Origin of the sequence: Nonomuraea mangrovi (genome assembly GCF_042681425.1) — a bacterium.
In the GTDB taxonomy this organism is placed as follows: Bacteria; Actinomycetota; Actinomycetes; order Streptosporangiales; family Streptosporangiaceae; genus Nonomuraea; species Nonomuraea mangrovi.
This window is the reverse complement of the sequence record NZ_JBHUFV010000038.1, coordinates 101510-127728: the sequence shown is the minus strand read 5'-3', so window position 1 is coordinate 127728 and position 26219 is coordinate 101510. Positions and strand designations below refer to the sequence as shown.

The 26219-nt window shown below is 70.5% G+C and carries 20 protein-coding genes and 1 pseudogene; 9 read left to right on the top strand and 12 right to left on the bottom strand.

Annotated features, from left to right (window positions below):
- Window positions 1-11 precede the first annotated feature (11 nt).
- Both ACFSKW_RS26415 and ACFSKW_RS26410 read left to right on the top strand, forming a co-directional pair.
- Window positions 12-833, top strand: a complete 822-nt coding sequence (locus tag ACFSKW_RS26415; RefSeq protein WP_379575125.1) for an alpha/beta fold hydrolase — start codon at window positions 12-14, stop codon at window positions 831-833.
- Window positions 834-1455: 622 nt separating this feature from the next.
- Window positions 1456-3081, top strand: coding sequence for a DHA2 family efflux MFS transporter permease subunit (locus ACFSKW_RS26410; RefSeq protein WP_379575124.1), 1626 nt, complete (start codon window positions 1456-1458; stop codon window positions 3079-3081).
- A gap of 333 nt (window positions 3082-3414) precedes the next feature.
- Here ACFSKW_RS26410 and ACFSKW_RS26405 read toward each other — a convergent pair whose 3' ends face one another.
- From ACFSKW_RS26405 to ACFSKW_RS26395, 3 genes and pseudogenes are all read right to left on the bottom strand, one after another.
- Complete coding sequence (locus ACFSKW_RS26405) at window positions 3415-4389, bottom strand: serine hydrolase domain-containing protein (protein WP_379575210.1); 975 nt, start codon at window positions 4387-4389, stop codon at window positions 3415-3417.
- Between the two features lie 133 nt (window positions 4390-4522).
- A pseudogene (locus ACFSKW_RS26400) lies at window positions 4523-4669 on the bottom strand (DUF4158 domain-containing protein); the annotation flags it as partial.
- A gap of 56 nt (window positions 4670-4725) precedes the next feature.
- Window positions 4726-6741 carry a hypothetical protein gene (locus tag ACFSKW_RS26395; protein ID WP_379575123.1) on the bottom strand — a complete coding sequence of 672 codons (2016 nt, stop codon included), beginning with the start codon at window positions 6739-6741 and terminating at the stop codon, window positions 4726-4728.
- A gap of 670 nt (window positions 6742-7411) precedes the next feature.
- On the opposite strand from ACFSKW_RS26395, the gene ACFSKW_RS26390 reads away from it, so the two are divergent.
- The gene (locus ACFSKW_RS26390) at window positions 7412-8413 is read left to right on the top strand and encodes an ArsR/SmtB family transcription factor (RefSeq protein ID WP_379575122.1); all 1002 of its coding nucleotides are present in this window, start codon (window positions 7412-7414) and stop codon (window positions 8411-8413) included.
- Window positions 8414-8637: 224 nt separating this feature from the next.
- Here the strand turns inward: ACFSKW_RS26390 and ACFSKW_RS26385 are convergent, their stop codons facing one another.
- Window positions 8638-8781 carry a hypothetical protein gene (locus ACFSKW_RS26385; RefSeq protein WP_379575121.1) on the bottom strand — a complete coding sequence of 48 codons (144 nt, stop codon included), beginning with the start codon at window positions 8779-8781 and terminating at the stop codon, window positions 8638-8640.
- Window positions 8782-9026: 245 nt separating this feature from the next.
- On the opposite strand from ACFSKW_RS26385, the gene ACFSKW_RS26380 reads away from it, so the two are divergent.
- Window positions 9027-10358, top strand: a complete 1332-nt coding sequence (locus tag ACFSKW_RS26380) for a hypothetical protein (protein ID WP_379575120.1) — start codon at window positions 9027-9029, stop codon at window positions 10356-10358.
- Between the two features lie 79 nt (window positions 10359-10437).
- Here the strand turns inward: ACFSKW_RS26380 and ACFSKW_RS26375 are convergent, their stop codons facing one another.
- Window positions 10438-10890, bottom strand: a complete 453-nt coding sequence (locus tag ACFSKW_RS26375) for an Lrp/AsnC family transcriptional regulator (RefSeq protein WP_379575119.1) — start codon at window positions 10888-10890, stop codon at window positions 10438-10440.
- 79 nt (window positions 10891-10969) lie between these two features.
- On the opposite strand from ACFSKW_RS26375, the gene ACFSKW_RS26370 reads away from it, so the two are divergent.
- From ACFSKW_RS26370 to ACFSKW_RS26360, 3 genes are all read left to right on the top strand, one after another.
- On the top strand, window positions 10970-14239 hold the full coding sequence (locus tag ACFSKW_RS26370) for an indolepyruvate ferredoxin oxidoreductase family protein (protein WP_379575118.1): 3270 nt from the start codon (window positions 10970-10972) through the stop codon (window positions 14237-14239).
- A 31-nt stretch (window positions 14240-14270) separates the two neighbouring features.
- Window positions 14271-15899: an alpha/beta hydrolase gene (locus ACFSKW_RS26365; RefSeq protein WP_379575117.1), complete on the top strand. Its 1629-nt coding sequence runs from the start codon at window positions 14271-14273 to the stop codon at window positions 15897-15899.
- A gap of 467 nt (window positions 15900-16366) precedes the next feature.
- Window positions 16367-16585, top strand: coding sequence for a cold-shock protein (locus ACFSKW_RS26360; protein WP_379575116.1), 219 nt, complete (start codon window positions 16367-16369; stop codon window positions 16583-16585).
- A 1-nt stretch (window position 16586) separates the two neighbouring features.
- Here ACFSKW_RS26360 and ACFSKW_RS26355 read toward each other — a convergent pair whose 3' ends face one another.
- Window positions 16587-17024, bottom strand: a complete 438-nt coding sequence (locus ACFSKW_RS26355; RefSeq protein ID WP_379575115.1) for a GNAT family N-acetyltransferase — start codon at window positions 17022-17024, stop codon at window positions 16587-16589.
- Between the two features lie 384 nt (window positions 17025-17408).
- On the opposite strand from ACFSKW_RS26355, the gene ACFSKW_RS26350 reads away from it, so the two are divergent.
- Complete coding sequence (locus ACFSKW_RS26350) at window positions 17409-18173, top strand: SDR family NAD(P)-dependent oxidoreductase (RefSeq protein WP_379575114.1); 765 nt, start codon at window positions 17409-17411, stop codon at window positions 18171-18173.
- On the opposite strand, the gene ACFSKW_RS26345 is transcribed toward ACFSKW_RS26350, so the two are convergent.
- Both ACFSKW_RS26345 and ACFSKW_RS26340 read right to left on the bottom strand, forming a co-directional pair.
- Window positions 18157-18441 (bottom strand): hypothetical protein, encoded by a 285-nt coding sequence (locus ACFSKW_RS26345; protein WP_379575113.1) that lies wholly within the window; start codon window positions 18439-18441, stop codon window positions 18157-18159. The genes ACFSKW_RS26350 and ACFSKW_RS26345 overlap by 17 nt on opposite strands.
- 215 nt (window positions 18442-18656) lie before the next feature.
- Window positions 18657-19085: a hypothetical protein gene (locus ACFSKW_RS26340; protein ID WP_379575112.1), complete on the bottom strand. Its 429-nt coding sequence runs from the start codon at window positions 19083-19085 to the stop codon at window positions 18657-18659.
- Window positions 19086-19507: 422 nt separating this feature from the next.
- On the opposite strand from ACFSKW_RS26340, the gene ACFSKW_RS26335 reads away from it, so the two are divergent.
- Window positions 19508-20113, top strand: coding sequence for a nucleotidyltransferase domain-containing protein (locus ACFSKW_RS26335; RefSeq protein ID WP_379575209.1), 606 nt, complete (start codon window positions 19508-19510; stop codon window positions 20111-20113).
- A 216-nt stretch (window positions 20114-20329) separates the two neighbouring features.
- On the opposite strand, the gene ACFSKW_RS26330 is transcribed toward ACFSKW_RS26335, so the two are convergent.
- The 4 genes from ACFSKW_RS26330 to ACFSKW_RS26315 form a co-directional block, all read right to left on the bottom strand.
- Window positions 20330-23317: a chondroitinase family polysaccharide lyase gene (locus tag ACFSKW_RS26330; RefSeq protein ID WP_379575111.1), complete on the bottom strand. Its 2988-nt coding sequence runs from the start codon at window positions 23315-23317 to the stop codon at window positions 20330-20332.
- A gap of 117 nt (window positions 23318-23434) precedes the next feature.
- A complete protein-coding gene (locus tag ACFSKW_RS26325; RefSeq protein ID WP_379575110.1) occupies window positions 23435-23608 on the bottom strand; it encodes a hypothetical protein in 174 nt (57 codons plus the stop codon).
- 83 nt (window positions 23609-23691) lie between these two features.
- The gene (locus tag ACFSKW_RS26320) at window positions 23692-25110 is read right to left on the bottom strand and encodes an aldehyde dehydrogenase family protein (protein WP_379575109.1); all 1419 of its coding nucleotides are present in this window, start codon (window positions 25108-25110) and stop codon (window positions 23692-23694) included.
- A 10-nt stretch (window positions 25111-25120) separates the two neighbouring features.
- Complete coding sequence (locus ACFSKW_RS26315) at window positions 25121-26206, bottom strand: P1 family peptidase (RefSeq protein WP_379575107.1); 1086 nt, start codon at window positions 26204-26206, stop codon at window positions 25121-25123.
- Window positions 26207-26219: the final 13 nt, after the last annotated feature.

The following is a 26219-nucleotide window of genomic DNA, read 5'->3' as shown; positions in this document are numbered from 1 at the left end:
AGGCTCCTCGCATGAAGACAGAGACCTTGCAGGTTCCAGGCGCACAGCTCTACTACGAGGTCCAGGGCTCCGGTCCGGTCCTCGTCATGATTCCCGGAGGCCCCACCGACGCGGGGATCTTCGCGGCCGTCACCCACCTGCTCGCCGACCGCTACACGGTCGTCGCCTACGACCCGCGCGGCAACTCGCGCAGCGTGCCCGACGACCCCACGCTCGACCAGGACATGGACGTCCACGGCGACGACGCGGCCGCGCTGATCGCCGCGCTGGGCGGCGAGCCCGTGTACGTGCTGGGCAGCAGTGGCGGCGCGCAGATCGGCCTCAACCTGACGGCCAGGCACCCCTCCCTCGTGCGCACCCTGGTCGCGCATGAGCCACCGTGCATCACCCTGCTCCCCGACGCCGACGAGGTCGCCGCCGGAATGCGCGAGGTGGAGGCGGCCTACCGCCGCGAAGGCGTGCCCGCGGGCATGAAGCGGTTCGAGGAGCTCATCGGCGTCGGCGGTGGCGAGGACGCCCCGCCGCAGCAGCCGTCGACGCCCGAGCAGATGGAGATGTTCGGCAGGATCGGCGGCAACCTCGACTTCTTCCTCGGCCACGGGATCACGCCGCTCAGCGGCTACCGGCCCGACGTCGAGGCGCTGCGCTCCGGCTCGCCCAGGATCGTCGTCGGCATCGGCGAGACCACCGAGGGACAGCTCGCCCGACGTACGGCGATCGCGCTCGCCGAGTGGCTGGGCAGCGAGCCAGTCGTCTTCGCCGGCGACCACGGCGGGTTCACCACAGTGGCCGGACCGTTCGCCGCCAAGCTGGACGAGGTCCTGCGCGGCTGAGACCAGCCCGTGCGTCCGCGCCGGGGGGATCCCCCGGCGCCGACCTGTCCGTCCCGCGTCGCGGCACGAGACGGCGGGATGGTGAGAATGCCGGGTCCGACAGGGCACACCTCGCTACGGGAACATCGCCTGTCCACCCCCGTCGCGAACCAGCCGCCATCACCTGATCCCGGCCGCGGGCACGGGACGCGCCTCGCACCGGGACGGGGAACGAACCAGCGCGCGACTGCGGCAGTCGGAGCAGGAGGAGACCGGTCTGCGGGACACGTCGGCCTCCGAGGAGCCGCCCGGTCGAGGGCCTGACGTTCCTGGGACCGGCCGCCTCCTGATCCACACAGGCCGAACCGCTGTGTTACGCTTCGAGCCGACTTCTCACCGTTGGGCTTCGCGCCTCGCCAACCAGCTTCACCCGGGTCCCGATGACACGGGGAAGGTGGAAGTCGCTCACCACATCCTGAAAAAGGGTGTCCTGCGATGGTGGCGACGCGCGTTGACCGTTCTGGTCCTTTCCGAGCCCTCGGGGATCTGCCGGGGACCGTGTGCCGGCGTCAACGCCGTTCTGGCATCAGGCCCGGTCCGTGTCACCACCCAGCAGACGGTTCTCCTCAGGGAGGTCTCCGGCGTGCCGGAAGTCAAATCCGCCGAACAACCAGCCACGCAGCGTCCGTGGCAGGTCCTCGCGATCATGTGCATCGGCTTCTTCATGTCGTTGCTCGACGGATCCATCGTCAACGTCGCCGTTCCCACGCTGATCCACAGCATCGACGCCTCCTACGACCAGGTGCTGTGGGTCATCGACGGCTACCTGCTCGTCTTCTCGGTGCTGCTGATCACCACCGGCCGGCTGGGGGACATCTTCGGATACCGCCGGCTGTACGTGATCGGCATCATCACCTTCACCGTCGCCTCGGCGCTGTGCGGGCTGGCCGGCTCACCGCCTGAACTGCTGACCGCCCGGCTGTTGCAGGGATTGGGCGGAGCGTTGCTGTTCCCGCAGGTCATCTCATCGATCCTGACGATCTTCCCGCCGCATCTGCGTGGCCGCGCATTCGGGCTGTTCGGGGCGATCGTCGGCTTTGCCCCGATCGTCGGCCCGGTTCTCGGAGGCTTCCTGCTCGCCCATCTCAGCTGGCGCTGGATCTTCTTCATCAACGTCCCGATCGGGATCATCACCGCTGTGCTGGCGCTGACCTTCGCGCCGCCCATGCGCTCGGGCCGCCGCCATCGGCTCGACCTGGTCGGCGTCGCGCTGGCCACCGCAGGGCTGAGCGGCATCGTGTTCGGCCTGATCGAGGGCGAACGCTACGACTGGGGCACCGTCGCCGGCCCGATCAGCATCACCTCGGTCATCGTGGCGGGCGTCGCCCTGCTGGCGGTCTTCGTTCTCCGGCAGTACCGGCAGCGGGACGAGCCCCTGATGCCTCCGGCCCTGTTCGGCGTGCGCAACTTCGCGGTCGGCAACTGGGTCGGATTCGTCTTCCAGCTCGGCATGATCGGCATCATGTTCGTGCTGGTGCTGTACCTGCAGATGGCGCGCGGGTACTCGGCGCTGGAGACCGGCCTGGTGGTGCTGCCGAACGCCGCGCTCACCGCGGTCGGCTCGGCGTACGCCGGGCGGCTGTCGGACACGTTCGGTGGCAAGTACATCCTGATGGCCGGGATGACGCTGCTGGCCGTCGGCTTGCTGGTGCTGGTCGCCATGGCCGGCCCCACCAGTAGCGCGTGGAGCCTGCTGCCCGGTTTGACCATCATCGGGATCGCCGGCGGCGCCACGTTCGCGCCACTGCAGCAGGCCACCATGGACGGCGTCGATCCCCGGCTGGCCGGGGCGGCCTCTGGCGTCTCCAGCACCACCCGGCAGATCGGCGGCGTCCTGGGCACCGCCGTGCTGGGTGCCCTGCTGTCGGCCCGCCTCTCCTCGACCCTGCGGACGGAGGCCGAGAAGAGCGCCGGACGGCTACCGGAGAATCTGCGCGCCCAGTTCATCGACAACAGCACCGCTGCCGCGCGAACCTACGGTCCACCCGCTCCGCCCGCCGGCCTGAACCCCGCCACGGCCGGCCTGTACGAACGCGTCACCGCCGACACGTTCGCCACCGGCTTCGTCACCGCCATGCAGACCACCCTCGTGGCGTGCGCCGTGGCCCTGGTCGCCGCCGCCCTGTTCTGTCTGCTGTTCAGCCCGCACAAGAAGCCGACGACCGAGCCCGCTCAGAGGAGGCAAACCGAAACCTCACCACAGGACTGACCGGAAACGCCCAAGGGGGTCGCTGTCGACGATGACGTCGCTCGTGCCGGCCGGACCGGGCGGGGTTTCGTCGTGGCGGCCGCCGAAGGCCTTCCGACGGCGGAACGCGGGGACGGTCATCAGCTCTCCCCCTGCCGGGGGTGAGGGCGGCCATCATCTGGACCAGCCAGGCGCGGTCGGCATCCGGGTCTCCAGAGCCGTCCCCGCCGCGTCCGGCGATCGGCCTGCCGGAGGACAGGTCGGGCCTTCACGGCCTGGACCTCCTATGGCTACGGCGAGCCGCCACCCCGACGATTCCTGCGGATCGCTCGTGCGATATGCGAGGTAGGCGGCTCAGTCGTCGATCGCCTGGTAGAGGGTGGTCCAGAAGTCGTGGATGGCCCGCGTCGAATCCGGGGTGGACATCCCGGTCTGGGTGAGCAGGATGCCGACGAGCCGGTTGTCGGGGTCGGCGTATGTAGTGGTGCCGGCTCCGCCGTCCCAGCCGAACTGGCCGATGGGCGCGTAGTCACCACGGTAGGCGCGCACCGCCATCCCGAAGCCCCAGCCGCCGTGCTGCCCCGTGCCGTGCGACAAATGGACGACGCTACGGGCCCAGGCCTGCAGGGCGGTGGTCTGCTCGGGTGTGAGGCGGTTGGTGGTCATCAGCTCAACGGCGGGCCGGGACAGGATCCGCTGGGTCCCGTGCATCCCGTTGTTCAACAGCATTCGGAAGTAGGCGTGATAGTCGTCGACGGTTGAGTCCAGTCCGCCGCCGCCTGACTGGAACGCCGGAGGCCGGCTGTGGTGTCCCCCTTCGGCCTCGTCCTCCACGAGGAACTCTCCGGTCTGCCAATCGGGGGCGTACAGGGGCGGCAGCCGGTCGATCTTGTCGGCGGGCACGTGGAAACCGGTGTCCTTCATGCCCAGCGGATCGAAGATGCGTTCGCGCAGGAACGTCTCGAACGACTGGCCGGTGACCCTGGCCACCAGCACGCCGAGCACGTCGTCGCTGACGTTGTACAGCCACCGCTCTCCGGGCTGGTACATCAGCGGGAGCGTGCCCAGGCGGCGCATCCACTCATCCGGTCCCGGTCCGGGCAACAGCCATCCGTCCTCCTGGCCGTAAACCCCCTGCTCGAAGAACGCGCTCATCATCGGAGCGGTCCGCGCCGTCATATCCAGTCCGAGCCCGCACGTGGAGGTGAGCAGGTCCCGCACGGTGATCGGCCGCCGCGCCGGCACGGTGTCCTCCAGCGGGCCGTCGGCCCGCTTCAGCACCTTCCGGTCGGCGAGTTCGGGCAGCCACGGATCCACCGGGTCGTCCAGCCGCAGCCGAACTGCACCGCGGTGTTGCCGCCCAGCCCATCCAGCACCCGGGCGCAGGCGCCCTCCAGCGCGCCAGAGAGCTCGGCCAGGCGCCCGGCCGGTTCAGCCGCCGGCTCCAGCGCGGTGAGGATCTGCGCGTGACGAACTCCACCGCCCTGACCGGGACCTCGGTTGGCGCCTCGGTCAGGAACACGCCAGGCATGCGGACCGTGCCCCACTGCACCGCCCGCCCCAGACGGGTAGCCGATCGGCGCTTGCCGGCCGGCGTGTCCAGGGCCACGCGATCCAGCCCGCAGAACCAAAGATCAACTCTCGCTCATCCTCCTCGGAGGTCAGTCAGAGCGAGGCCGTTTCCTGCGACAGGGGCGGCGAGGCCGTGGCCTCGCGGATGGTGCGCGAGTCCAGGCCGGTGCGCGCGGAGAGAACGGCGAGCGTGACGCCCTTGCGGCGGCAGTCCAGCAGGGCCTCGTCCCGCCCCAGTCGCAGCCGCGCGGCCACTGTGCTCCTGCTCCGTCTGAGCTCCTCGGCACGGACCAGCGCTTCGTTGCAGCGGTCGAGCAGTTCCTTGGCCTCGCGCCAGCGCCCGGACACCTCACGCAGACGGTCGATCTCGCGCTGACCCGCATCGGGAGAATCCGGCCGGCCGCCGCGCGTGGGGCCGGCCAGGCGCGAGAGGGTGCCGGCCAACTCCAGGCCCACCTCCTGCGCGATTCGCACGCCGGGCACGCCGGCGCGCCGACAGGCCTGGATCGTCTCGTCGCGTTCCTTACGCAGGCCGACCTCCTGCCGGCGGGCCCGTCGCCGAGCCTCGGCGCGGCGATCGCGTTCCGCGCGCAGCTCCCGCAGCCGCTCGTGCTCGTCGCGCCAGCGCCCGACGGCCCGGTCGAGGCGGGACAGATGGCCCGCGCCCTCGTCGGCCGGGCGCGGCGCCGTGTCCACGACGAGGTGGACCAGCCTCGTGGACACGCCCGCCACCTCGGCGATCTCCTCGATCGTCGGCTGGGACAGGTCGTGGCAGAGCAGGATCATGGCATCGCGTTGCTCGCGGGCCGCCTGGGCGTCCAGGCGGGCAGCCCGGTAGTCGTCGGCCGCCTGGTCGCGCCGCCGCCTGGCCCGCCGGGTGCGCTCGGCCGCCGCGCGCCACGCGCCCGCCGCCCGGGCGACTTCCTTCAGCACGGCGGGCGAGCGTGCGGCCAGGGCGGTAGCGGATTCCACCGGTGTCCGCTTGCAGATGTTGTGCACGTCGTTGCGCTTGAGCTCGGCGGCCGCGGCCACCAGGTCGGTGCCGGTGCCGGCGGCGCGGGCACGCGCCACCTGCTCGCACAGAACCTGGCGGGCGGCGTTCTCCCGTTCGCGGTCGGCGGCGCAGGCGGCTGTGGCGGCCTTGTGCTCGTCCTTGCGCCGGCTCAGCCAGGACCTGGCCTGCTCCAGCGCGATCGTCGCGTACCTGAGCTGGTGGCGGGGATTGTCGGGCAGCGGTATCGCGCGCAGCGGCGCCGCCACCTGCTGGAAGGCGCGCCCTGACGCGGTGGACAGCGGATCGGTGACGAGCTGGAGCGGGCGCGCGAAGTGGGTCCGCAGGAGCTCCGCGCCCCGCGTATGGCTGTCGGAGTCCCTGGCGACGATCGCGAACCACGTAGGGCCAGAGCGTGCGGGCGAGAAGGCCGATATCAGCATCCGCTGCCACGGCAGGGGTACGGCCTGCGCGACGAGCAGCATCGCGCCGTCCGCTGCCGCGCGCTCGCCCAGGTCGCTGAGCCCGCCCGCCCACCAGTCGGGCGCGTGCCGCAGCATCCTCCTGCGCCGGGCCAGCCCGTTTCCCGGCCACAGCTGTAATTCGGCGAACGCTTGGCGGATGCGCTGCTCGGAGAGGTTGACACCGAACTCGCGGGCCGCGTACGCGGCGACCAGCTCCCATGTCCACAGGTGGCCGGGCAATCCAGCAGCCTGGGGACCGGCGAGTATCGCCGCGGGCAACGCCCGCAGGTGCTCCGGCGTCGGCTCGGGACGCGCGGGCAGAGGCTCGGGGCGCAGAGCTCCATCAGGCGGACGGCAGAACCCGGCAGGCTGCCCGGGCCTGCCGTTCGATCCGCGGGTGTCGGTCATCGCCGCCGGCGGTGCCGTGGGCATCTCCCCCGACGGGACGCCGGCTTCCCCGTCGTGGTGGAGCGTGCCGCGGGTGAACCCGTACTCCTCGGCGAGCAGCGTGGGGCGCTCACCTGCCTGCATCCGTGCGACGGACGCCCGGCGGATCACCAACGGGCTCTCGTGGTCGAGCGAGCGGCCGTCCCCGCCCGCCTCGCGCAGTCGTCGCAGCGCCTGCGCTGTGGCGCCGTCCGGAGTGTCGTTCACTTCCGTGTCCCTATCCACCGCAGATCGTTTAGCACAGAGCGGAAGTTTCTGGCAAACACGAGATTTCACAAAGAGTAGAGGGCGTGGTCAAATCTGCCGACCTGGCCAGGATCGAGCGAGATATAGCAGCACGTCTGACCCTGTGTCGGGTGTTTTGCGGCCGATACTCCGCGACCGGCTGGTCAAGGTGCGTCAACCCCTTTCCGCCCGGTTCCTCGATTGCCGCTCAACGCCCACTTTCGCCGGATCACGAGAAAATCGGCGTTAATGACAGAAGGAACTCTTTTCACCCCGACCCGCACGACCCGCCGATCAGGATCGAGTCGCGTCAGCCTGGACTGGCTCCTGTTGTGCGAGGGCCAGGCCGTCGAAGCCGGAACAGCCTGCGCGTCCTGGCCGGCCTGCGGTGACTGGTTGAAAGGGCTCACCGTGTTGATGGACTGGTGGGTGAGTGACTGTCGAGGGTGAGAACGTGTTGATGAGCAGACCCGATGAAACCTACGATTCTCATCAGGACTGTCCTGTTCGTTCCTTGTGAGGCGAGTCTGTCGATATCGTGTACGGCGCTGAAGGACCCTTTGGTCCTGGCTGAAACATCCAGGTCAGATAGTTGTGACCATGTCGCAGGCACCACCGGACTGCCGTGGGGCGGCATGGAGACGGGTGACATATGCTGCGCATTCACTTCACCGCCGAGGATCTCGCCCGCACCAGGGTCGCGACATCGCCATGGCCGTTCGCCGAGGCGCTGTTCGCGACGCGGCTGCTGAGCAGGCGAGACGGCAGAGGCATCTTCGACGGTTGGCGGCGGCTGGTCCGGCGACGGCTCAGCCCGCATACGCGGTTACTCGGGCAGCTCTACCCCGGACAAGGCCCCGTTCTGGACCTGTTCACCGTGGTGGGTCCCAACTCCTCGCTGGAGGCGAGCGTGGAACGACTGCTGTCGGCTCCCCGCACGCAGCTACGCCACGAACTCGCGGGCCTGAACAGAGGCGATCTGCCGACCCGAGCGACCGACCTGGCCGCAGGTGACCCGGCGGCGCTCACCGAACTCGCGGCCGCGATCCGGGAGGTCGACGCCGTCGCGGTCGGGCCAAGCCAGCACGCCATCGCGGCGCATCTCGACGCCGTCAACGCGGTCCGCGGCCGCGACCTGTGCACCGGCGGCGTGGAGCAGTTGCTGACCGGCCTGCACCACAGCGTGGTCTGGCGCTCCCCGGTGCTTCACATCTCCGACGAGCCGAACAAAGCGCATGACTATCACCTCAAGGGTCAGGGACTGATAGCGATCCCCTCGCTGTTCTGCTGGCCCAGCCCGAGATACATGTGCAACAGCCTTGATGAGGCGGCTCCCGGCCTGCTGTTCTACCCGGCGGTCGACACCTTGTCCGACTTCGCCGACGCGTGGGCTCCACCCGGCCGCGGCCCCCGCGTGCTACAGGCCCTGCTCGGCCGCACCCGCGCGGCCGTACTCGAAACCGCCGCCGACGCCGCCACGACCAGCGAGATCGCCCGCAGGCTCGACATATCCCTGCCGTCGGCCAGCCAGCACGCCACCGCCCTCCGTGACGCGGGCCTGCTCACGAGCCGCCGAACCGGCCCCGCCGTCCACCACACCCTCACTCGCCTGGGCCGCGAACTCCTTGAAGGGCGACCGGCTGAACAAGCCTGAACGAGCTGAAGCCTGGCGGCCCTGGGGGCTGACACTCTCATCCGCGAGCCCGGAAGCCGACGTAGAAGTATCGACGGAGACTCACATGGTCCTCGGGAGTCCCGGCCGGCGACGCGGGGGACGCCGCTGTGGTCCACGCCGTCGATTCTCGTGATGGTGGAACCGTCGACCCATCGGCGGCGGCGCCTGTCTCGCCGTCGAGTGCCTCGTTTCCAGGCAGTCGCTCAGCAGCAGTGGTTGCCCACGGCTCCCACAACTGTCGGAGCCGTGCCGGGCTCGGTGTCGGCGGCCGCCGACGTGGCGGTCAACAGCACCGCGACCGCGGCGAGAGCGCTGAGGGCAAGGACGCGATGTCGGCGGGAACGCACAGCGAACCTCCTGCTTTCCTTCATGTCGACACGCGGTCGCGCAACTTGCTGACCCGCCCGATTGTGACAGCCCAATGGCTGCTCCACAATGTGATCACCTTTCGGCTTCCAGCGCCGGCGGACGGGCCGACCCGGACCGAGCCCCTGGGCGTTGTGCCACCAAAGGTGGTGGTCTGCCCGAGTTGTGTCTACGATCGGTTGGCATTGATCGACATGGGCGAGGCGGTCACGACCAAGGCGGTGGAATGCTGACCGACATGCATGCGGGCGCGCTCCTTCGAGGACTTCGACACCAGCGACGGTTGACGCTGGAAGAGCTGAGCGGGCCCCAGCTCTCGGCCCGAAGGCTCATGCTGATCGAAGACGGCGTCGACCCCACCGCAAGGGAACTGGCGGAACTGGCCGCCAAGCTGGGATGCCCGCCGCTGGTGCTCCGCCATGGCCTCGGCTCCGGCCGCAGCGCGGAAATCAGGCAGGAGCTCGCCGGCGCGGACGAGGCACTCGCCCAAGGCATGTCCGCCAAGGCCCGCGTCCGATACGCCACGCTTGCCGGCGATCCAGCGTTGGGCAGCCGCCCAGACCTGTGGCGACAGACCGAACTCGGGCTGGCCCTGGCGGAGGAGGCCGACGGGGACCTGCCCGAGGCCATCGAGCGCCTGACGCATCTGATGAACGTCCTCGCTCCTCTGGATGAGCAGCTGCCGCCGATGGCCTACGAAGATCGCGAAGAGACCGAGCATCGGATCGGGGTCGCCTTGGCGCTGTGCCGATGCCTTCGCGAGGTGGGCGACCTCACGGCGAGCGTCCACATCGGCGAGATCACCTTCTCCAGGGAACTGCCAGGAGGCTGGACCGACCGGGGTATCGAACTCGGCGCCACCCTGCTGGCCGCCTACATCGAGCGCGGAGAGCAGGCCACGTGCAGGGCACTGGCCGCCCAGTTGCTCGACGCCGCCGAACAGCTGGGCACACCGCGTGCCCTGCGAGCCGCTTGCTGGAACGGCGCGACGGTCGCGGCCATGGACGGCGACGCGCAGCGGGCCGGCGAGCTGGGTGATCGAGCGCTGGCCGCTCATGCCCAGCTCAGCGATCCTCGCTCGACCGGCCGGTTGCGGGCGCGGCTTGCGGAGAACCTGCTCACCAACTGCCCGGCCGAGCACGCCAGAGCTCGTCAGATGCTGCTCACGGCGCAGAGCGAGCTGGCGGGCAGCGCGGCCAGCGCGGTCGACCTGGCCTACTGCCAGCTGTCCTTGGCCCGCACCGACCTCCTGGCCGGCGACCCCACAGCGGCGGCCCGGCAGGCTGAGGAGATCGCCGCCCGCCACCCTGCCGCGCTCAACCTCGTCGCCGACGCGCAGCTGCTGACCGCGGACACGCTGCGGGCGCGCGAGCAAACGCAGGCAGCCGCGGAGGTACGGGCCGGCGTCGGCGAACAGCTCGAACAGATGCAGGCACCGGCTCGCGCCTCGAAGGCCTTCGCCGACAGCGCCGCCGAACTGGAACAGTGCGGTGATCTCGAGGCCAGCACCCGCGCGTATCAGCGGGCGCTGAGCGTCGGCGAGCTGTCCAGCCTGTGACGGCCTGACGGGAAGCCCGGCCGTGAGCCGAGGCCGGCAGCCGGTCGGCCGGCTCGCAGGCACCGACTGCGTCTGGGCGTCACAGGGGCAGCGAGCCGCCCGGCTTGATGGCCTTCATGGCGATCTGCGAGGTGAGCTTGTCGAGGCCGGGCAGGCGGCCGAGCTTCTCCAGACAGAGGCGGCTGTAGGCGTCCATGTCGGCCACCGCCACCCGCAGCACGTAGTCGGGCCGCCCGAACATGCGCAGGCACTCGATGACGTCCTCCACCTCCATCACCGCCGACTCGAAGGCGGTGACGGTCTCCGCGTCCTGACCCTCCAGCTCGACATAGGCCAGGACCTGGAAGGCGCGCCCGACCGACGGCGCGTCGACGACCGCGCGATATCCGGAGATCACACCGGACTCCTCCAGGTTGCGCACCCTGCGCAGGCACGGCGACGGCGTCAGCCGGACCCGGTCGGCCAGCTCGATGTTGCTGAGCCTGCCGTCCTCCTGCAGAAGGCGAAGAATTGCGCGATCCGTAGCATCCATGACCTTAGATGCTAACCAGGGCGTAAACCACCGCAAGTATTGACATCGAATACCTCGACCCTTGAAATAATCTCACGTCATGACGAGCGACGCCTTCATGAGTGGTACGCAGGCGCTGGTGCGGCTGATCGCGGACCAGCTGGCCGCGGACCGCAGGGCGGGCCTGGACACAGGCGCGATGGTCTCCGGCTATCCGGGGTCGCCATTGGGCGGTTTCGACCAGGAACTGGCCAGGAACACCCCCGAGGGCGTGGTCCACCGTCCCGGCCAGAACGAGGAGTTGGGCGCGACCGCGGTCTGGGGCAGCCAGCTCGTCCCCTCGCTGCCCGACCCGCGCAAGGCGGGCGTCCTGGGCGTCTGGTACGGCAAGGCCCCGGGCGTCGACCGGGCCGCCGACGCGTTCAGGCACGGCAACTTCGTCGGCGCCCATCCGGAGGGCGGGCTGATCGCCCTCTGCGGCGACGACCCCACCTGCAAGTCCTCCACCCTCCCCAGCGCCACGGAGAGCACGCTCGCCGCGCTCGGCATGCCGGTGATCTACCCCGGCACCGTCCAGGAACTGCTCGACCTCGGCAGGCACGCGATCGCGGCGTCCAGGGCGAGCGGCCTGTGGGTGGCGATCAAGGCGGTGGCCAACGTGGTCGACGCCACGGCCACCGTCAGCCTCGACCCCGACAGGGTCAAGCCGGTGATGCCCGAGATCATGTGGCAGGGCAAGCCGTACCGGCACACACCCGACGCGATGCTGCTCACGCCGTACTCACTGGACATGGAGCGCACGCTGGTCGGCCCGCGCCTGGAGCTGGCCCGCGCCTACGCCCGCGACAACAACCTCAACCAGATCACCGTCCCCGCACCCGACGCCACGATCGGCGTGATCGCGGCGGGCACCGCCTACTACGACGTGCGCGAGGCGTTCGGCAAGCTCGGGCTCACCGACGAGGTCCGGCTGTTGAAGATCGGCATGCTCTGGCCGCTCGAGCCGACGGCGGTGCAGGAGTTCGCCCGCGGACTGTCGGAGATCATCGTCGTCGAGGAGAAGGCGCCGCTGCTGGAGGGCCTGGTCAAGGACGTCCTGTACGGCACGCCGAACCCGCCCGCCGTCACCGGCAAGGCGGTGATCCCGCAGCACGGCGGCGTTGACTCCGACCTGGTCGCCAGGGTTCTGGCCGATCGGCTGTCCATCGACCTGCCGCGCCGGCGCGAGCCGCTCAAGCTGCTCGGCCCCGCCCGCACGCCGTTCTTCTGCTCCGGCTGCCCGCACAACCGCTCCACCGCGGTCCCCGAAGGCTCGGTCGTGGCCGCGGGCATCGGCTGCCACACCATGATCGTGCTCAACCCCGAGGGCAAGGGCGATCTTGCCGGGCTCACCCAGATGGGCGGCGAGGGCGCGCAGTGGATCGGGCAGGCGCCGTTCACCGGCACGCGCCACATCTTCCAGAACCTCGGCGACGGCACCTTCCACCACTCGGGATCGCTTGCCGTCCGAGCGGCCGTCGGCGCGGGCGTCAACATCACCTACAAGCTGCTCTACAACAGCGCGGTGGCCATGACGGGCGGCCAGACGATCACTCCCGCGCTGTCGGTGGCGTCGCTGACGCGCTGGCTCGAACTCGAGGGCGTGCGCAAGGTGATCGTCACGGCCGACGACCTCTCCCGCTACCAGGGGGTACGGCTGTCGCCGATCGCCTCGCTGCGCGACCGTGCCGACCTCGAACAGGCGCAGCGGGAGCTGGCCGCCGTCGAGGGCGTCACCGTGCTGATCCACGACCAGCAGTGCGCCGCCGAGAAGCGGCGCCTGCGCAAGAAGGGCGAGCTTCCCGACCCGGTGAAGCGCGTGGCGATCAACCAGCGCGTGTGCGAGGGCTGCGGCGACTGCGGGCAGAAGTCGGAATGCCTGTCGGTGCTGCCGGTCGAGACGGAGTTCGGCCGCAAGACGGAGATCCACCAGTCGTCGTGCAACAAGGACTACTCGTGTGTCGACGGCGACTGCCCCTCGTTCCTGACGATCGTCCCCGGCTCGAAGAAGCGCTTGGCCGCCCCCGCGCCGCCCGAGATGCCGGTCCCTGACCTCCACTCGAGGGACACCACGATCAGGCTGGTCGGCATCGGCGGCACCGGCGTGGTGTCGGTCGCGCGGCTGCTCGGCAAGGCCGCGCTGATGGACGGACGCCAGTCGCGCGGCCTCGACCAGACGGGGCTCGCGCAGAAGGGCGGCACGGTCGTCTCCGACATCCGCCTGTTCGACGGCGAGGAGGACAGGACCGGCCAGGCCAGCGCCGCCTCGGTCGACGCCTACCTGGCCCTCGACGTGATCGGCGCGACCGATCCCAAGCACCTGCGCACCTGCTCGCCCTCGCGCACGGTGGCGGTCGTCTCCACCCACCTGTCGCCTACCGGCGGCATGGTGCTCGACCCCGCCACACACGTCACCGACCTCGGGCCGCAGCTGACCGCGCTGGAGGCGCGCGCCCGCTCGGTCGTGGCGCTCAACGCCGAACGGCTCGCGCAGGCGCTGTTCGGCGACCACATGCAGGCCAACACGATCGTGCTGGGCGCGGCGTGGCAGCTCGGGCTCATCCCGCTGTCGCTGGAGTCGATGGAGAAGGCGCTCGGCAGGTCCGCGGCGGCCTTCCACTGGGGTCGCGCCGTGATCGCCGCCCCGTCCGCGGTGGACGCCCTCTTCCCTGCGCCCACCGTGGCCGAACCCGCGGCCGAGGTGCTGCGGCAGATCGCCTTCGCGGGCGAGGGCAGCGAGCTGCACCGGCTGCTGGCGGTACGGGTGCCCGACCTGGTCGCCTACCAGAACCCCCGCTACGCGCTGCGCTACCTGGCGTCCGTCCGCGAGGTCCACGCGCTCTCGCCCGGCGCGGTCGCCGAGGCCTACGCGGTCCACCTGCATCGGCTGATGGCCTACAAGGACGAGTACGAGGTCGCCCGCCTCCATCTCGACCCCGCCGAGCGCGCCAGGATCGCCGCCGAGTTCGGCCCGGGAACGCGCGTGGCCTACAACCTGCACCCGCCCGTCCTGCGCGCGCTCGGACTCAAGCGCAAGCTCAGCCTCGGCCCGTGGTTCGACCCCGCGTTCAAGGCCCTGTACGGCATGCGCAAACTCCGCGGCACCAAGCTCGACGTGTTCGGCCTCGGCGAGGTGCGCAGGACCGAGCGGTCCCTAGCCGAGGAGTACACCCGCGACGTGCTGAGCGCGCTGTCGTCGGGAGCGCCGGAGGAGAAGGTGCTCCAGCTGGCGGAGCTGCCCGACGTGATCCGCGGCTACGAGCACGTCAAGCTGCGGGGCGTGGCCGACTACCGCGAACGGGCGGCCGCGTTGCTGGAATCCACCGGCTGACCCTGTAGTCGCCCGGCTACTCTTTGTGGCCATGGTGGGCTTTCAGCATGCCGTACGGCATGCCGCCGAGGCAGCCGGGCTCCTCGACGAGCCCGCGCGCGCCATCGCGGCGCAGGCATGGGTCGGCGGCGGCGCTCCCGCGTTCGCCGCCGAACTCGCCCGGCAGCGCGCCGCGCTCACCGCCGCACTGGAGTCCGCCCTGGGCAGGCTCGCGAAGGAGGGCGACGCCGTCCCCTCGCTGGCCCGGCCCTCCACCGGCATGACCGCCGTCCACGGCGCGTTCTCCGGCGTCGAACCCGCCCAGCTGCGGCGCCTGATCACCGGCCTCACCACGGCGGCAGGCGAGCTGCCGCGCGCGGCCGTCAGCCTCGGCGCGCCCGAGGTGGCCGCGATCGGCTCGTGGTCGGCGGCCCAGGCCGACGACCTGCGCCGCCGCCTCGCGCTCATCCTGCGCGACGGCGGCGACCTGGCCCCCGCTCCCCTGGTCGCCTTCGGCCTGTACGGCGGGCACGCCCCCTCGGCCGCCACCGCCCTCCTGACAGCGGTCGCGGGCGGTGACACGGCCGCGCTGGCCCGACTGCTGGACCTGCAGCGGCAGGCGACCGACCCGACGCTCGCGGCCCGGGTGAACGCGTGGTGGCGCATGCTCGACACGGCGGCCCGCGACCAGGCGGCCAAGGCCCTGCCCGGCCTCGGACTGCTCGACGGGCTGCCCGTGACGCTTCGCGACCGGGCGAACAGGGAACTGCTGGCGGGCGAGAAGGCCAGGCTCGCGGCGCTCCTCACCACCGTGCCGTCCGACCCGCATCTCCGACTGGCCTGGCCCGCCCTCCTCGACAGGGTGATGCGGGAGCTGGACCACGTGAAGGCCATCGAAGAGGGGCTCGCGCAGGGCGGCAGGAACGGCCGGCCTCCGGCGTACCTGCTGTCGTTCGACACCCGGGCCCTCGGACAGGCGGTGATCTCCTTCGGCGACCCCGACGAGGCGGACCGGGTGGTGGCGTACGTCCCAGGGCTGAACACGACGCTCGCCTCCTACGGGAGCGACCTGAACAGGGCGGCGGTGCTCTGGGACCAGGCGCACTTCTTCGCCCCGTCCCAGAGGATCGCGTCCATCGCGTGGCTCGGCTACCGGGCGCCGCAGATCGACTGGCAGCTGAACGTCCCCGGCCGGAGCGTGGCGACGGACGGGGCGGCGGAGAAGGGGGCGCGGGCGTTGGCCTCGCTGACCGACGGCCTGCGCGCGAGCCACGGGCCTTCCGGCACGGCGAACCTGACCATCCTGGGACACAGCTACGGCTCACTGGTGACGGGCAAGGCGGCGGTACTGCGCCCCGGACGATTCGCCGACGACCTGGTGTTCGTGGGAAGCCCGGGGGTGGGGGTCCGGCGGGCGGAGGAACTGGGAGTGGGGCCAGGACGCGTGTGGGCGGGAGAGGCGGCGGGAGATCCGGTGGCGGACCTGGCACGCTTCGGCAACGACCCAGGCGACGACAGCTTCGGGGCACGCCGGTTCTACGTCGAGGACGGCCCATTCTACCTGACCTTCAAGGCCCACTCCGACTACTGGAACGACGAATCAGAATCCCTTCGAAATTTGGCACACATTGTCAACGGGAACTACCACAAGGTCACTACGAAAGCGGAAGAGCAACCGTGACACGGATCATCGGGCTTCTCTTGCTATTCCTGGCCGGATGTGCGGAGACACGGACAATGAACGAACAGCAAGCCACCGAACGTGTCGAGCAGCTCATTCGTGACACGGTGGCTGTCGTCGAGCCCCAGCCACGGCTCGAGATCTTCCGACCCAGCGTCAATCGGCGCTACTGTGTCGGAGCCACAGACGGGGGTTCAGAGAGTCGACTCATCGTCAACCGACGGTATTACCTGCGCGGCATCCCTCCAGCTCGCTTTGCCAGCATCGCGCAGCGCGTTAAGCGACATTGGGAAGAACAAGGCTTTCTCATAACGGAGGCCAGAGGTCTCGATACAGGGGAACCCGATGTTCTCGCTCGTAGTCGTCCTGACGACTTCTTCTTGTCGCTTTCGTCGACAGAAGGGCACGTACTCGGTATTGCAGCAACGTCCACCTGTGTCTGGCCTGACGTGAGATGATCTCTGTCCATGACCCGAGGCACTGTCAAGTTCTGGAAGTCCGACAAGGGCTGGGGTGCGATCTCCTCCCCCGATCTTCCCCCTGGCAAGGACGCGTTCGCCCACTTCAGCGACATCGTCGCCGAAGGATTCCGGGAGCTGCACCCCGGCGACACCGTCGAGTTCGACCTCGTCGAACGGAGTCAGGACAGCTTCGACTTCGTCGCCACGAACGTCCGCAAGCTCTGACCTACCGCCCGAGCTCCTTCCCGTAGCTACGGCTGGTCGGCTCGCCGACGTACTTCCCGTAGGCGGCGATCGGCGTGTACCCCGAGCTCTCGTACAACGCGATCGCCTCTGGCTGCCTGATCCCCGTGGTGAGGCGGACGCGTTCGTACCCCGTGGCGGCGGCCAGCGCCTCCAACGCCTTCAGCAGTGCCCGCGCCGCTCCTCGTCCCCGGTGCGAGGGGCGGACGTACATGCGCTTCACCTCGCCCGTCGCCGCGTCCACGGGCTGCAGGGCGCCGCACGCCACGGCTGCCCCGTCGGCCACCGCGACGAGGAAGCGGGCAGCGGGGTCCACGCCCGACCTTCCTTCGGGCCCGTAGCGGGCGACCAGTTCGGCGAATGCCGCGTCGAGCAAAGCCTGGAGTTCGCCATCGCCTCGCGGGCGTTCCTCGATCAGCATCCGGGCAGCCTAACCCGCGACCCGCGAGCAGTGGGCAGTGGGCACCGAGCCGCGAGCCGGGTTGTGGCCCGCGGGCAGGAGGAGTGGGCAGTAAGCCGGGGGCAGCAAGCCGGGAGCAGTAAGCCGGGGTAGGACATCGAGGAGCGAGCCGCGGGCAGCGGCCAAGGCAGGACAGCGAGGAGCGGGCTGCGGGCTGCGGGCTGCGGGCTGCGGGGACAGGCAACGCGTGACAGGCAGCAGGTAACGGGTGACAGACGACGGGTGACAGACGACGGGTGACAGACGACGGGTTACGGGCGATGAGTGACGGGCGAACGGGCGAGGGATGGGTGACGGCTCGGGGCACCTAGTGCACTGGTCGGACCAGTGGATAAAGTGACGGGCATGGACTACGAGCGGTTGTTCCGGCTTGACGGGCGTCGGGCGGTTGTCATCGGTTCGGGGAGCGGCATCGGCAGGGAGTCCGCTCTGGCCCTGGCCGCGCACGGCGCCGAGGTGGTGTGCGCCGACCGTGACCTGCCCTCCGCCGAGGAGACCGCGGCCCTGTGCGGCGGGACGGCCCTGCGGCTCGACGTGCTCGACGGCGAAGCGGTCCGCGAGGCCGCGGCGAAGCTGGGCGCGGTCGACGTGCTGGTGTTCACCGCCGCCACGAACGTGCGCAAGCGGTTGCTGGACTACTCCGCCGAGGAGTTCGAGCGTGTCGTCGATCTCAACCTGCGCGCCTCGTTCGAGGTGGTCCGGGCGTTCGGCGCCGGAATGGTGGAGCGGGGAACGGGCTCGATCGTCGGCTTCGCCTCCATCAGGGCGTCGGTGACCGAGCCAGGCCAGGGCGTGTACTCGGCGACGAAGGCGGGCCTGGTCCAGTTGCTGAGGACCGCTGCGGCCGAGTTCGGCCCGTCCGGCGTGCGGGTCAACGCGATCGCCCCCGGCGTGGTGGAGACGCCGCTCACCCGGCAGATCAAGGAGCACCCGTCCTGGTACGACGCCTACGCCGCCAAGTCCGCGCTCGGCAGGTGGGCGCAGGCCCCCGAGATGGCGGGCGCGGTCGTCTACCTGGCCTCAGACGCGGCGAGCTTCGTCACGGGCTCGGTCCTCTACGTGGACGGCGGCTGGACGGCGGTCGACGGCAGGTTCAACCCGCCCAACTGAGCCACACCCGGACCGATATGCCTTGAAGGTCACGATCCCGGCGGATTTCGCCCACGCCCTCGCGCCGCTCCCGCGCGACGTCGGCGGAGTGGAGATCGCCGCGCACGCGGGTGATCTCGGCGATGGTCTCGGCGGCCTGCGTGCTGGGGTGCTCGGCTTCGGCCAGGCCATGCTCGGCTGCCTCCGCGCCCGAGGCGAACAGGGCAACGGGTGAGGCGTAGTCGAGCATGGCCTGGCGTCCCGGCCATGGCGAGATCGAGATCCGCACGACGACAGGACGCTGGTGGCGGACACGCTCGTCAACCCTCGCTGGAAGCCCTTCCCGGCGGAGAAACTGAGGTGAACTCGCGAGCAACTAGACGAGATCTTCCCCGCTGCGGCGCGTGGGGCGCGGGAGAAGGCTCTCACGTAGTCGCTTCTCGCGGCCCAGCGGGGTTCATGACATGTTCGATTTCGGCGCCCCACCCTGGGGGCGACTCACCGTCAGCGCGGCGTGAGGGTGAAGTCGGCCCGGTAGCGGTCGGCGCTTGGGGCAGCGCCCGACCTGGGGTACGGCTTGAGATCGACGAGCTGTAGCTCGTGCCCGGCGACGGTAATCGCCGTCTCGAACCTGCCGCTGGTGTGCAGCTCGTGATCGGCGGGCGGTGCCGTTCCGGCGGTGACCCGCACCTTCACCACCGCATCGCCCTCCCACACGCACTGCACGCCAGTGGGGCAGCGGCTGTCCTGGCCCACGCCCGTCAACGTCACCGTGAGCTCCGCCCCCGTGAGGCGGGCGGTATCGCCGGACGCGAGCGTGAAGACCTTTCCAGGCTCGGCGGCGATCTCACCGCCCGATCCCGCCGTCGCGGAGCCACAGCTCAGCAGCGACAACGGCACGGCCAGCGCAATGGCCACCATTCCTGATCTCACACGGGTCAGTATAGAGACCAGGTGGTTTCGGTGATCGTCGCAATATTGACGGCTCATGATCGCAGACGCCCTATCAGCGGTCGTCACGCGCGACGCCGACGGCGGCATCACCAGGCCGCCGTCTGGGGGGGCCTGGTGAACGCGTGCCGGCCGCCGTCGGTGAATCGTCGGCGGGGCACGACGATCGGCGCCCTCGGCGTGTACCTGGAGGTCTTGGACGGGCGTGTCGAGACGATCCCAGGATTCACGAGCCGGGCTTTCGGAGCCGGCCAGCGGCAAGGGTCCGACAGGGAGAAGCGGCCGGTGAAGACAGGCCAGCCTTCCGCGCGGGACAGCGTGTGATGGGATTATCAGCTCGGAAATACCACAAGTCACGATCGGCACCCTGCAGGGCATCAGGCATGATTTCCGGATGATCGAGGATCGAGACGCCGTGGGGGCCCTGGGAAGCCGCGCCGCTTGACGAGGTCATCGCGCTGATGCGCGGGCTGGCGGCGCCGTGGTGGGTGGCCGGCGGGTACGCGATCGAGCTGGCCGTGGGCCATCCGTATCGCGAGCAAGAGGACGTGGATATCGCGCGGCTGCGCCGGGATCAGCTCGCGGTGCGGCGGCTGCTGGACGGCTGGGATGTCCACGCCGCAGTCGTGCCCCGGACGCTGCGGCCATGGGCAGTGGACGAGGTGCTGCCCGAGCCGGCGCACGACATATGGGTGCGCGAGCATCCGGACGGGCCGTGGCGGTTCCAGCTGATGCTGGACGAGGCCGACGGAAAGGAATGGCCCTACCGGCGTGACCCTCGAATCCGCCGCCCGCTGACCGAGCTGACCGTCGAGAACGACGGTTTCCACCGGCTCGCCCCGGAGGTGCAACTGCTCTACAAGTCCAAGAGCAGGCGGCCGAAGGACGAGACCGATTTCGAGGTGGTCCTTCCCCTGCTGAGTGACGGGCAGCGGCGCTGGCTGGATGAGGCGCTGGCGACCGAGCACGCCACACATCCCTGGCGCGAGCGCCTGCGCCACGATCCATGAGATGAACGCTGCCCGGTACGGCTCGCCCGCTGTGTCGTCGACGACGGCCCCGTCCCCGCACCGCCAGGCGTGGAGGGCGAGGCGTCATATGTGCGCGTGTGCTCACCCTGTTAGCGGTGCCGGACGGGCGCGCCCGGCCCCTTCCAGCTCGGCCCCTCGCTCTCAGCCATCCGCCGAGCTGGGCAGACCCCCGGCGGGAAGGAGACCGCGGCGGTGTCAGGCTTCGGGGCTGAGCCGCACCTGGACAGGGATGCCGTGGACGGTCTCGAACACGACCACGGTCCTGCCGCCGGTGACCCGCGTCTCGCACCGGCCCTCCGCGCGGCGCCACCGGCCGGCGAGGGTGACCTTCAGCAGGTGGGGGTGGCTGGGGCTGGTCAGCCGTGGCCTGGACCACGGGCTGTAGTGGCCGACGTACCTGCCCCGCTCGTACTGGTCGTGGTCGATGCCGCCGTAGAGGCGCAGGTCGGGGTCGGCGACCGCGAGGACGAGGTCGTCGCCTTCCTGACGGGTCATGAGCAGCGACGGCGTGTCGATCTCGAGGACGCGGCCTGCCAGCCGCACCCGCTCGAAGATCGCGTAGCCGGTGACGCCGGTGGCCCGGTCGGCGACCACGTGGGCGGCGTCGTCGGCCCTGAGCACCGCGTACGGCACGTCGGCCGCGAAGGCCGCCATTCGCTCGGCGGTGGTGTCGACGACCATGGCGTATTCGTAGGAGGCGGCGCGCGGCGCGGCGCCGTGCCTGATCCAGGCGGTCGAGAAGTCGCCGGTGGTCGGCGCTTCGGTGGCGTTGTTGCGTGAGGACTGGGTCGAGCGGGTGAGACCGACGCGCTGGCCCTGTGCGAGGTAGTAGCCGATGTTCTTGTCGTCGAGCAGCCAGCGGGGTTGCAGGTCGAGCCGTTCGTAGGGGAAGGGCACGTCGGTCCCGTCCACGACGACGCGGCCCGTCCTGGTGGTCTGGAAGAGCGTGGTCTCGGTCTCGTTGGCGCCGTCGGCGTTGCCGATGCCGGTGCCGAGTGCCACGATCCGGTCGTCGAACAGGAACACCGACTTCCTCGCTCGGTGTGTGCCCTCGTACTTGGGGTGTTCGCGAAGGTCCATGGCGAACATCCCGTTGCGCCCGTCGATGGCGCACGATCCGCCGAACCGCGATTCGGTGAGCAGCATCTCCTCGATCGCCCCTGTCAGGTCGCCTTTGAGCGCGTCGAGGGATGTGTGGATCGTGGTGGCGCCCGGTCTGCGGTTCCAGTCGTAGCCCGGCTGTGCGTAGCCGCTGTCCAGGTTGGTGCCGCGGTGCACGACCTGGATCTGCCCGTAGGTGTTGTACCTGCCGTACCAGTTGGCGCCGACGTAGATCTCGGTGGACCACAGGTAGCGGTTGTGCCCGCGGACGGTGACCTGCCAGTCGCCGCGCCGGTGGACCGTGAGCGCGGCGTAGTTGAGCGCCCAGTTCCCCGTGGGCGACGGCTCCGCGGTGACGCCTTTGGCGGCCAGCCTGGCGGCGAGCTCCTTCTGCTGCGGGGTGGGCGAGGCGGGCATGAGCCTGAGGAAGGCGCCGCCGATCTCGTCGTCGATCGGGGCCAGCCACTGGAAGGGCACGATCGACAGGGCGGTGGCGCCGCTCGGGTTGCGGCCGCTGATGGAGATCGGCCACTGCGTCCTGCCCGCGTAGACGCGCTGCATGAGCAGCGCCTGCTTCAGCCGGCCGTACGCCTCGGGGGAGACCGCGAACGCGCCGCCGCTCATCACGTACACCAGCGGGGCGAGCCCGGTGAACCCGTCGCGGACGTAGTCGGGGAAGAAGCCGACGTGGTGGAAGGCGGTGCCGTCGACCTTGATGCCGTCCTGGATGCCGTCGGTGGGCAGCAGGGCGGCGTCGAGCCAGTCGCGCAGTGCCTTGAGGTAAGCCACCTGCTCGGCCTCGGTGTCGCGCAGGAGGACGGCGGCCAGCATGCCGCGGAAGGTCGTGTTGAACAAATCCATGATCGAGCCGTGGGCCATGCGGTGCTTCCAGCCGCGGAAGATCCTGCCGAGGCCCGTCAACCAGTCGAGGTCGGCGCGGACCTGTTCGAACCTGCCGGCCGCGCGCAGGGCGTCGCGCATGAGGTACACGGAGTCGTAGTAGCCTCGCACGTCGTAGCCGAGGTGGTGGATCGTGCCCTGGCAGCTGCCGCGCGTCCATCCCTGCTCGCGCAGGTGGTCGACGATTTTCAGGTAGAGGGCGGCGAGCGCGGGCCTGTCGGCCGGGCTGGCCTGGTGGCCCTGGGCGATGGTCTTCATGAGGTCGGTGCAGGCGCGCAGGGTGACGGGGTCGACGAACGCCTTCAGCTCGGCGGCGATCTCGACGGGGTAGATCTGCGACTGGTAGGCGTGCACGGGGCGGCCCATGAGCGCGTCGGTCTGCGCGGTGAGCGCGGCCACGTTCGGCTTGACCTGGGCGACGAGGTACTCGTCGTGGTAGCGGGTGACGAGCGCGCGCAGCGCCTCGCTCTCTTCCGGCGTCGGCGGCTTCACCCCGGGCTTCCTGGCGGCCAGCAACCGGTCGAACAGGTACAGCGCCTGCCAGTGCTGGTTGTCGTACTCGTCGCCCTCGGGGGCGATGAGGGGTAACTGGTGGTCGCGGCAGGGCGCGTCCGGGCGCAGCGGCACGTTCAGCATGAGCTGGTCGAGGTGGAGCCTGCCGGTACGGCGGGGCGCCACGATCCGCAGCGTGTCCATGTCGGGCCTGGGCCTGCCGTGCATGTCGTAGGCGTAGCGCACCCACGCCGTGCGCCAGCCCGAGTAGTTCAGGTGGAACTCGAACCACACGTCCGTTTTCGAGCCCCTGCCGAACTCGAAGCGCACGACGTCGTCGACCAGGGTCTCGTTGTGGATCCAGACGCAGAAGGCGTCGACGAGCCCCTGCCAGGCCTGGTCGTCGCCGAGCCGGTACGGGTCGGGCGCCCACCGGAGCGGCGCGCGCACGGTGATGACGGCGCGTTCGGTGTGGTCCCAGCGCAGGGAGTGCTTCCCGCAGACGGCGACCTGGTCGCCGATGGCCAGGCCGTCGCCGCTGAAGTGCGGGGGGACGGCGGACTCCAGCAGGAACACCGGGGGGTCCATGGCCATCGCCCGTTGTTCGAGGTCGGCGGGCGCGGCCATGGCAGGGAGGGCGGGCACGAGCGCCGCGCCTTTGATGACCGTCCTGCGCGAGATATTCGCCACAATCACCATAAAACGCGAAAACTATCTTCACGTCTAGGTGCCGGACGACACCACAGGGGCGGGTGTGACGGCAGGGACCAGATGGAGCCGGTCATGAACCCCGGTCCTCGGCGACGTTCACAGGAGGCGAGCGTGGCCACCGCCGTGGTCCACACCCGCCGGCCGGGAGGCCGGGAGGGTGTTCCAGCCGGGGCCGTACGGCTCGCCGAGCAGGATCGAGGCGGTGCGCAGTGCGCCGATGAACTGCCGTGCGAACTGCTCGCACGCGTCCGGGTCCGGGTCCGCCGGCACGTTCTTCTGGCGGGTGACGGGGACGAGACGGCCGTCGCGGAGCGTCGCCGAGGAACTCTGAGAATGGTGGGACGCGGGCCGAATCAGGGCCGGATGATCGCCATCCTCGTCACGGTGAACTCCTCGATCGCGAACCTGGGTCCCTCACGCCCGATCCCCGAGTCCTTGACCCCGCCGTACGGCATGTTGTCCGCTCTGAATCCCGGCACCTCGTTCACCACCACGCCGCCCGCCTCCAGGCGTTCGATGGCCGCGAAGGCCGTCGCCAGCGACCGGGTGAAGACCGACAGGTGCAGGCCGTACCGCGACCTGTTGACGGTCTCGAAGGCCTCTTCCAGGCTCCCGGCGGTGCGGACGCACACCACGGGGCCGAAGATCTCCTCGTCCCACGCGGCCACCCCGTCGGGTACGTCTGCCAGCACGGTCGGCGCGATCGCCCGTCCCTCGCGCACCCCGCCTGCGACGAGCTCGGCTCCCGCGGCCACCGCCTCGTCCATCCACGACAGGACCCGTGAGGTGGACCGCTCGTCGATGAGGGCCGCCACCCTGGTGTCCTGGGAGCGCGGGTCGCCGACCACGACGTCCTTCATCCGCGCGGCCAGCAGGTCCAGGAACTCGGTCCGCACCGCCTCCTCGACCACGACGCGCTGCACCGAGATGCACGCCTGACCCGACGCGTAGTAGCCGCCCCTGACCACCGCGTCGGCGGCGGCCTCCAGGTCGGCGTCGGCCGCCACGATGAGCGCGGCGTTCGACCCGAGCTCGAGGAGCACCTTGGTGGGCGCGGCGTTGCGCGCGATGGCGTGACCCGCCGCGGCGGATCCCGTGAAGGAGACCGCACCGATCCGGCGGTCCTCCACCAGCGCCCTGCCGACCTCGACGTCGCCGGTGATGAGCTGCACGGCCGCGTTCGGCAGCACGCCGACCGAGCGCAGCAGCTCCACCAGCCCGATCGTCGCCAGCGGCGTCGAGGGAGCGGGCTTCACGATCACCGGGCACCCGGCCGCCAGCGCGGGCGCGATCTTGTGCGCGGCCAGGAGCAGCGGATAGTTGAACCCGGTGATCCCGACCACCACCCCGATCGGCCGCCTCGTCCAGAACCCGATCAGCCCCTCCCCGGAAGGCAGCAGGTCCATCGGCACGGTCTCCCCGTGCAGCCTTGCGACCTCCTCCGCGGCGGTGGCCAGCGTGACCAGCGTCCTCGCCACCTCGACCTTGCAGTCGACCAGCGGCTTGCCGGTCTCCAGGACCAGCAGCCGCTCGAACTCCTCCCTGCGCGCGGCCAGCGCGTCGTGCGCGCCCATCAGCGCGGCACGGCGGGCGTGCGAGGGTGTCCTCGCCATGACGGGGGCCACGGCCAGTGCCTCCTCGACGGCCCTGCTCGCCAGCTCCACCGTCCCGACGGGCGCGCGTGCCACCGTCGTGCCGTCGTAGGGGAAGTCGACCTCGGCGGTCTCCCCCACGTGCACCCATCCGTCTCCGATCGGCAGCCCGTCCATCATTCCGACCCCCTCATGCTCGCTTTCGTGCGCTCGGGAACACATCCAGGTAAGCAGGCGCGTCCCGCCTGCCGGTGGCATGCAGGACGGCATGCGCGACCGCCCTGCTGAACACGTCGGCCGCGGCGGCGAGCACGTCGTGCAGGTCGGTGTCCACGGGTCCGGGGCGCCCGCAGGTGGACATCGCGAAGATGGTGTCGCCGTCGACCATCGTGTGCGCGGGCCTGATCGCCCTGGCGAGACCGTCGTGCGCCACTCCGGCCAGCTTGCCGCACTGGGCCTTGGACAGCGTGAGGTCGGTGGCGACGACGCCGATCGTGGTGTTGAACGAGGGCGCCTTCAGCGGCTGCCAGCGCAGGAACTCGTCGTGGTCGGGCTCGCGGACGTGGTCGAACTCGCCGGGCAGGCCGTACCTGGTGCCGGACAGCAGGCCGCTGTCCGGGTCGAGGACGGAACCCGCGGCGTTGACGACGGCGAGGGCGGCCACGGTGATCCCCGAGGGCAGGACGGCGCTCGCCGTCCCGAGGCCGCCGGCCAGCCCGCCCGCCATCGCACCCGTCCCCGCCCCGATGGACCCGTTGAGCCCCGGGACCGCCGAGGACGCCGCCGCGTCGGAGGGAGCCGAAGAAGAGGGAGCCGAAGCAGGAGCCGGAGCCGACGAGGGGGCAGGCGCGGAGGCGACGGCGGCGTCGTAGGCCGCGGCGCCGAGGGCCCCGTCGGGCGTGGCGCGGAAGCGGCCGCCGCGCCCCAGGTCGTAGATGACCGCCGACGGCACGATGGGGACGACGCCCTCCGCCACGGGGAATCCGACTCCGGCGTCGGCCAGGCGTTCCATGACTCCGCACGCGGCGCTGAGACCGTAGGCACTCCCGCCGGTCAGCACGATGGCGTGGACGCGTTCGACGAGGTTACGGGGGTCGAGCAGCTCGGTCTCGCGGGTGCCGGGGGCCGCTCCTCGCACGTCCACCCCCGCGACGGCCCCTCCGGGCGGGGCGAGCACGACGCTCACTCCCGTCCGGTACCCGTCGCCGATCCGCTGCGCGTGCCCGACCCTGAGCCCGGCGACGTCGGCCATGGAGTTCGTGGGACCAGGCCTCATCGGGCGCCCCTTC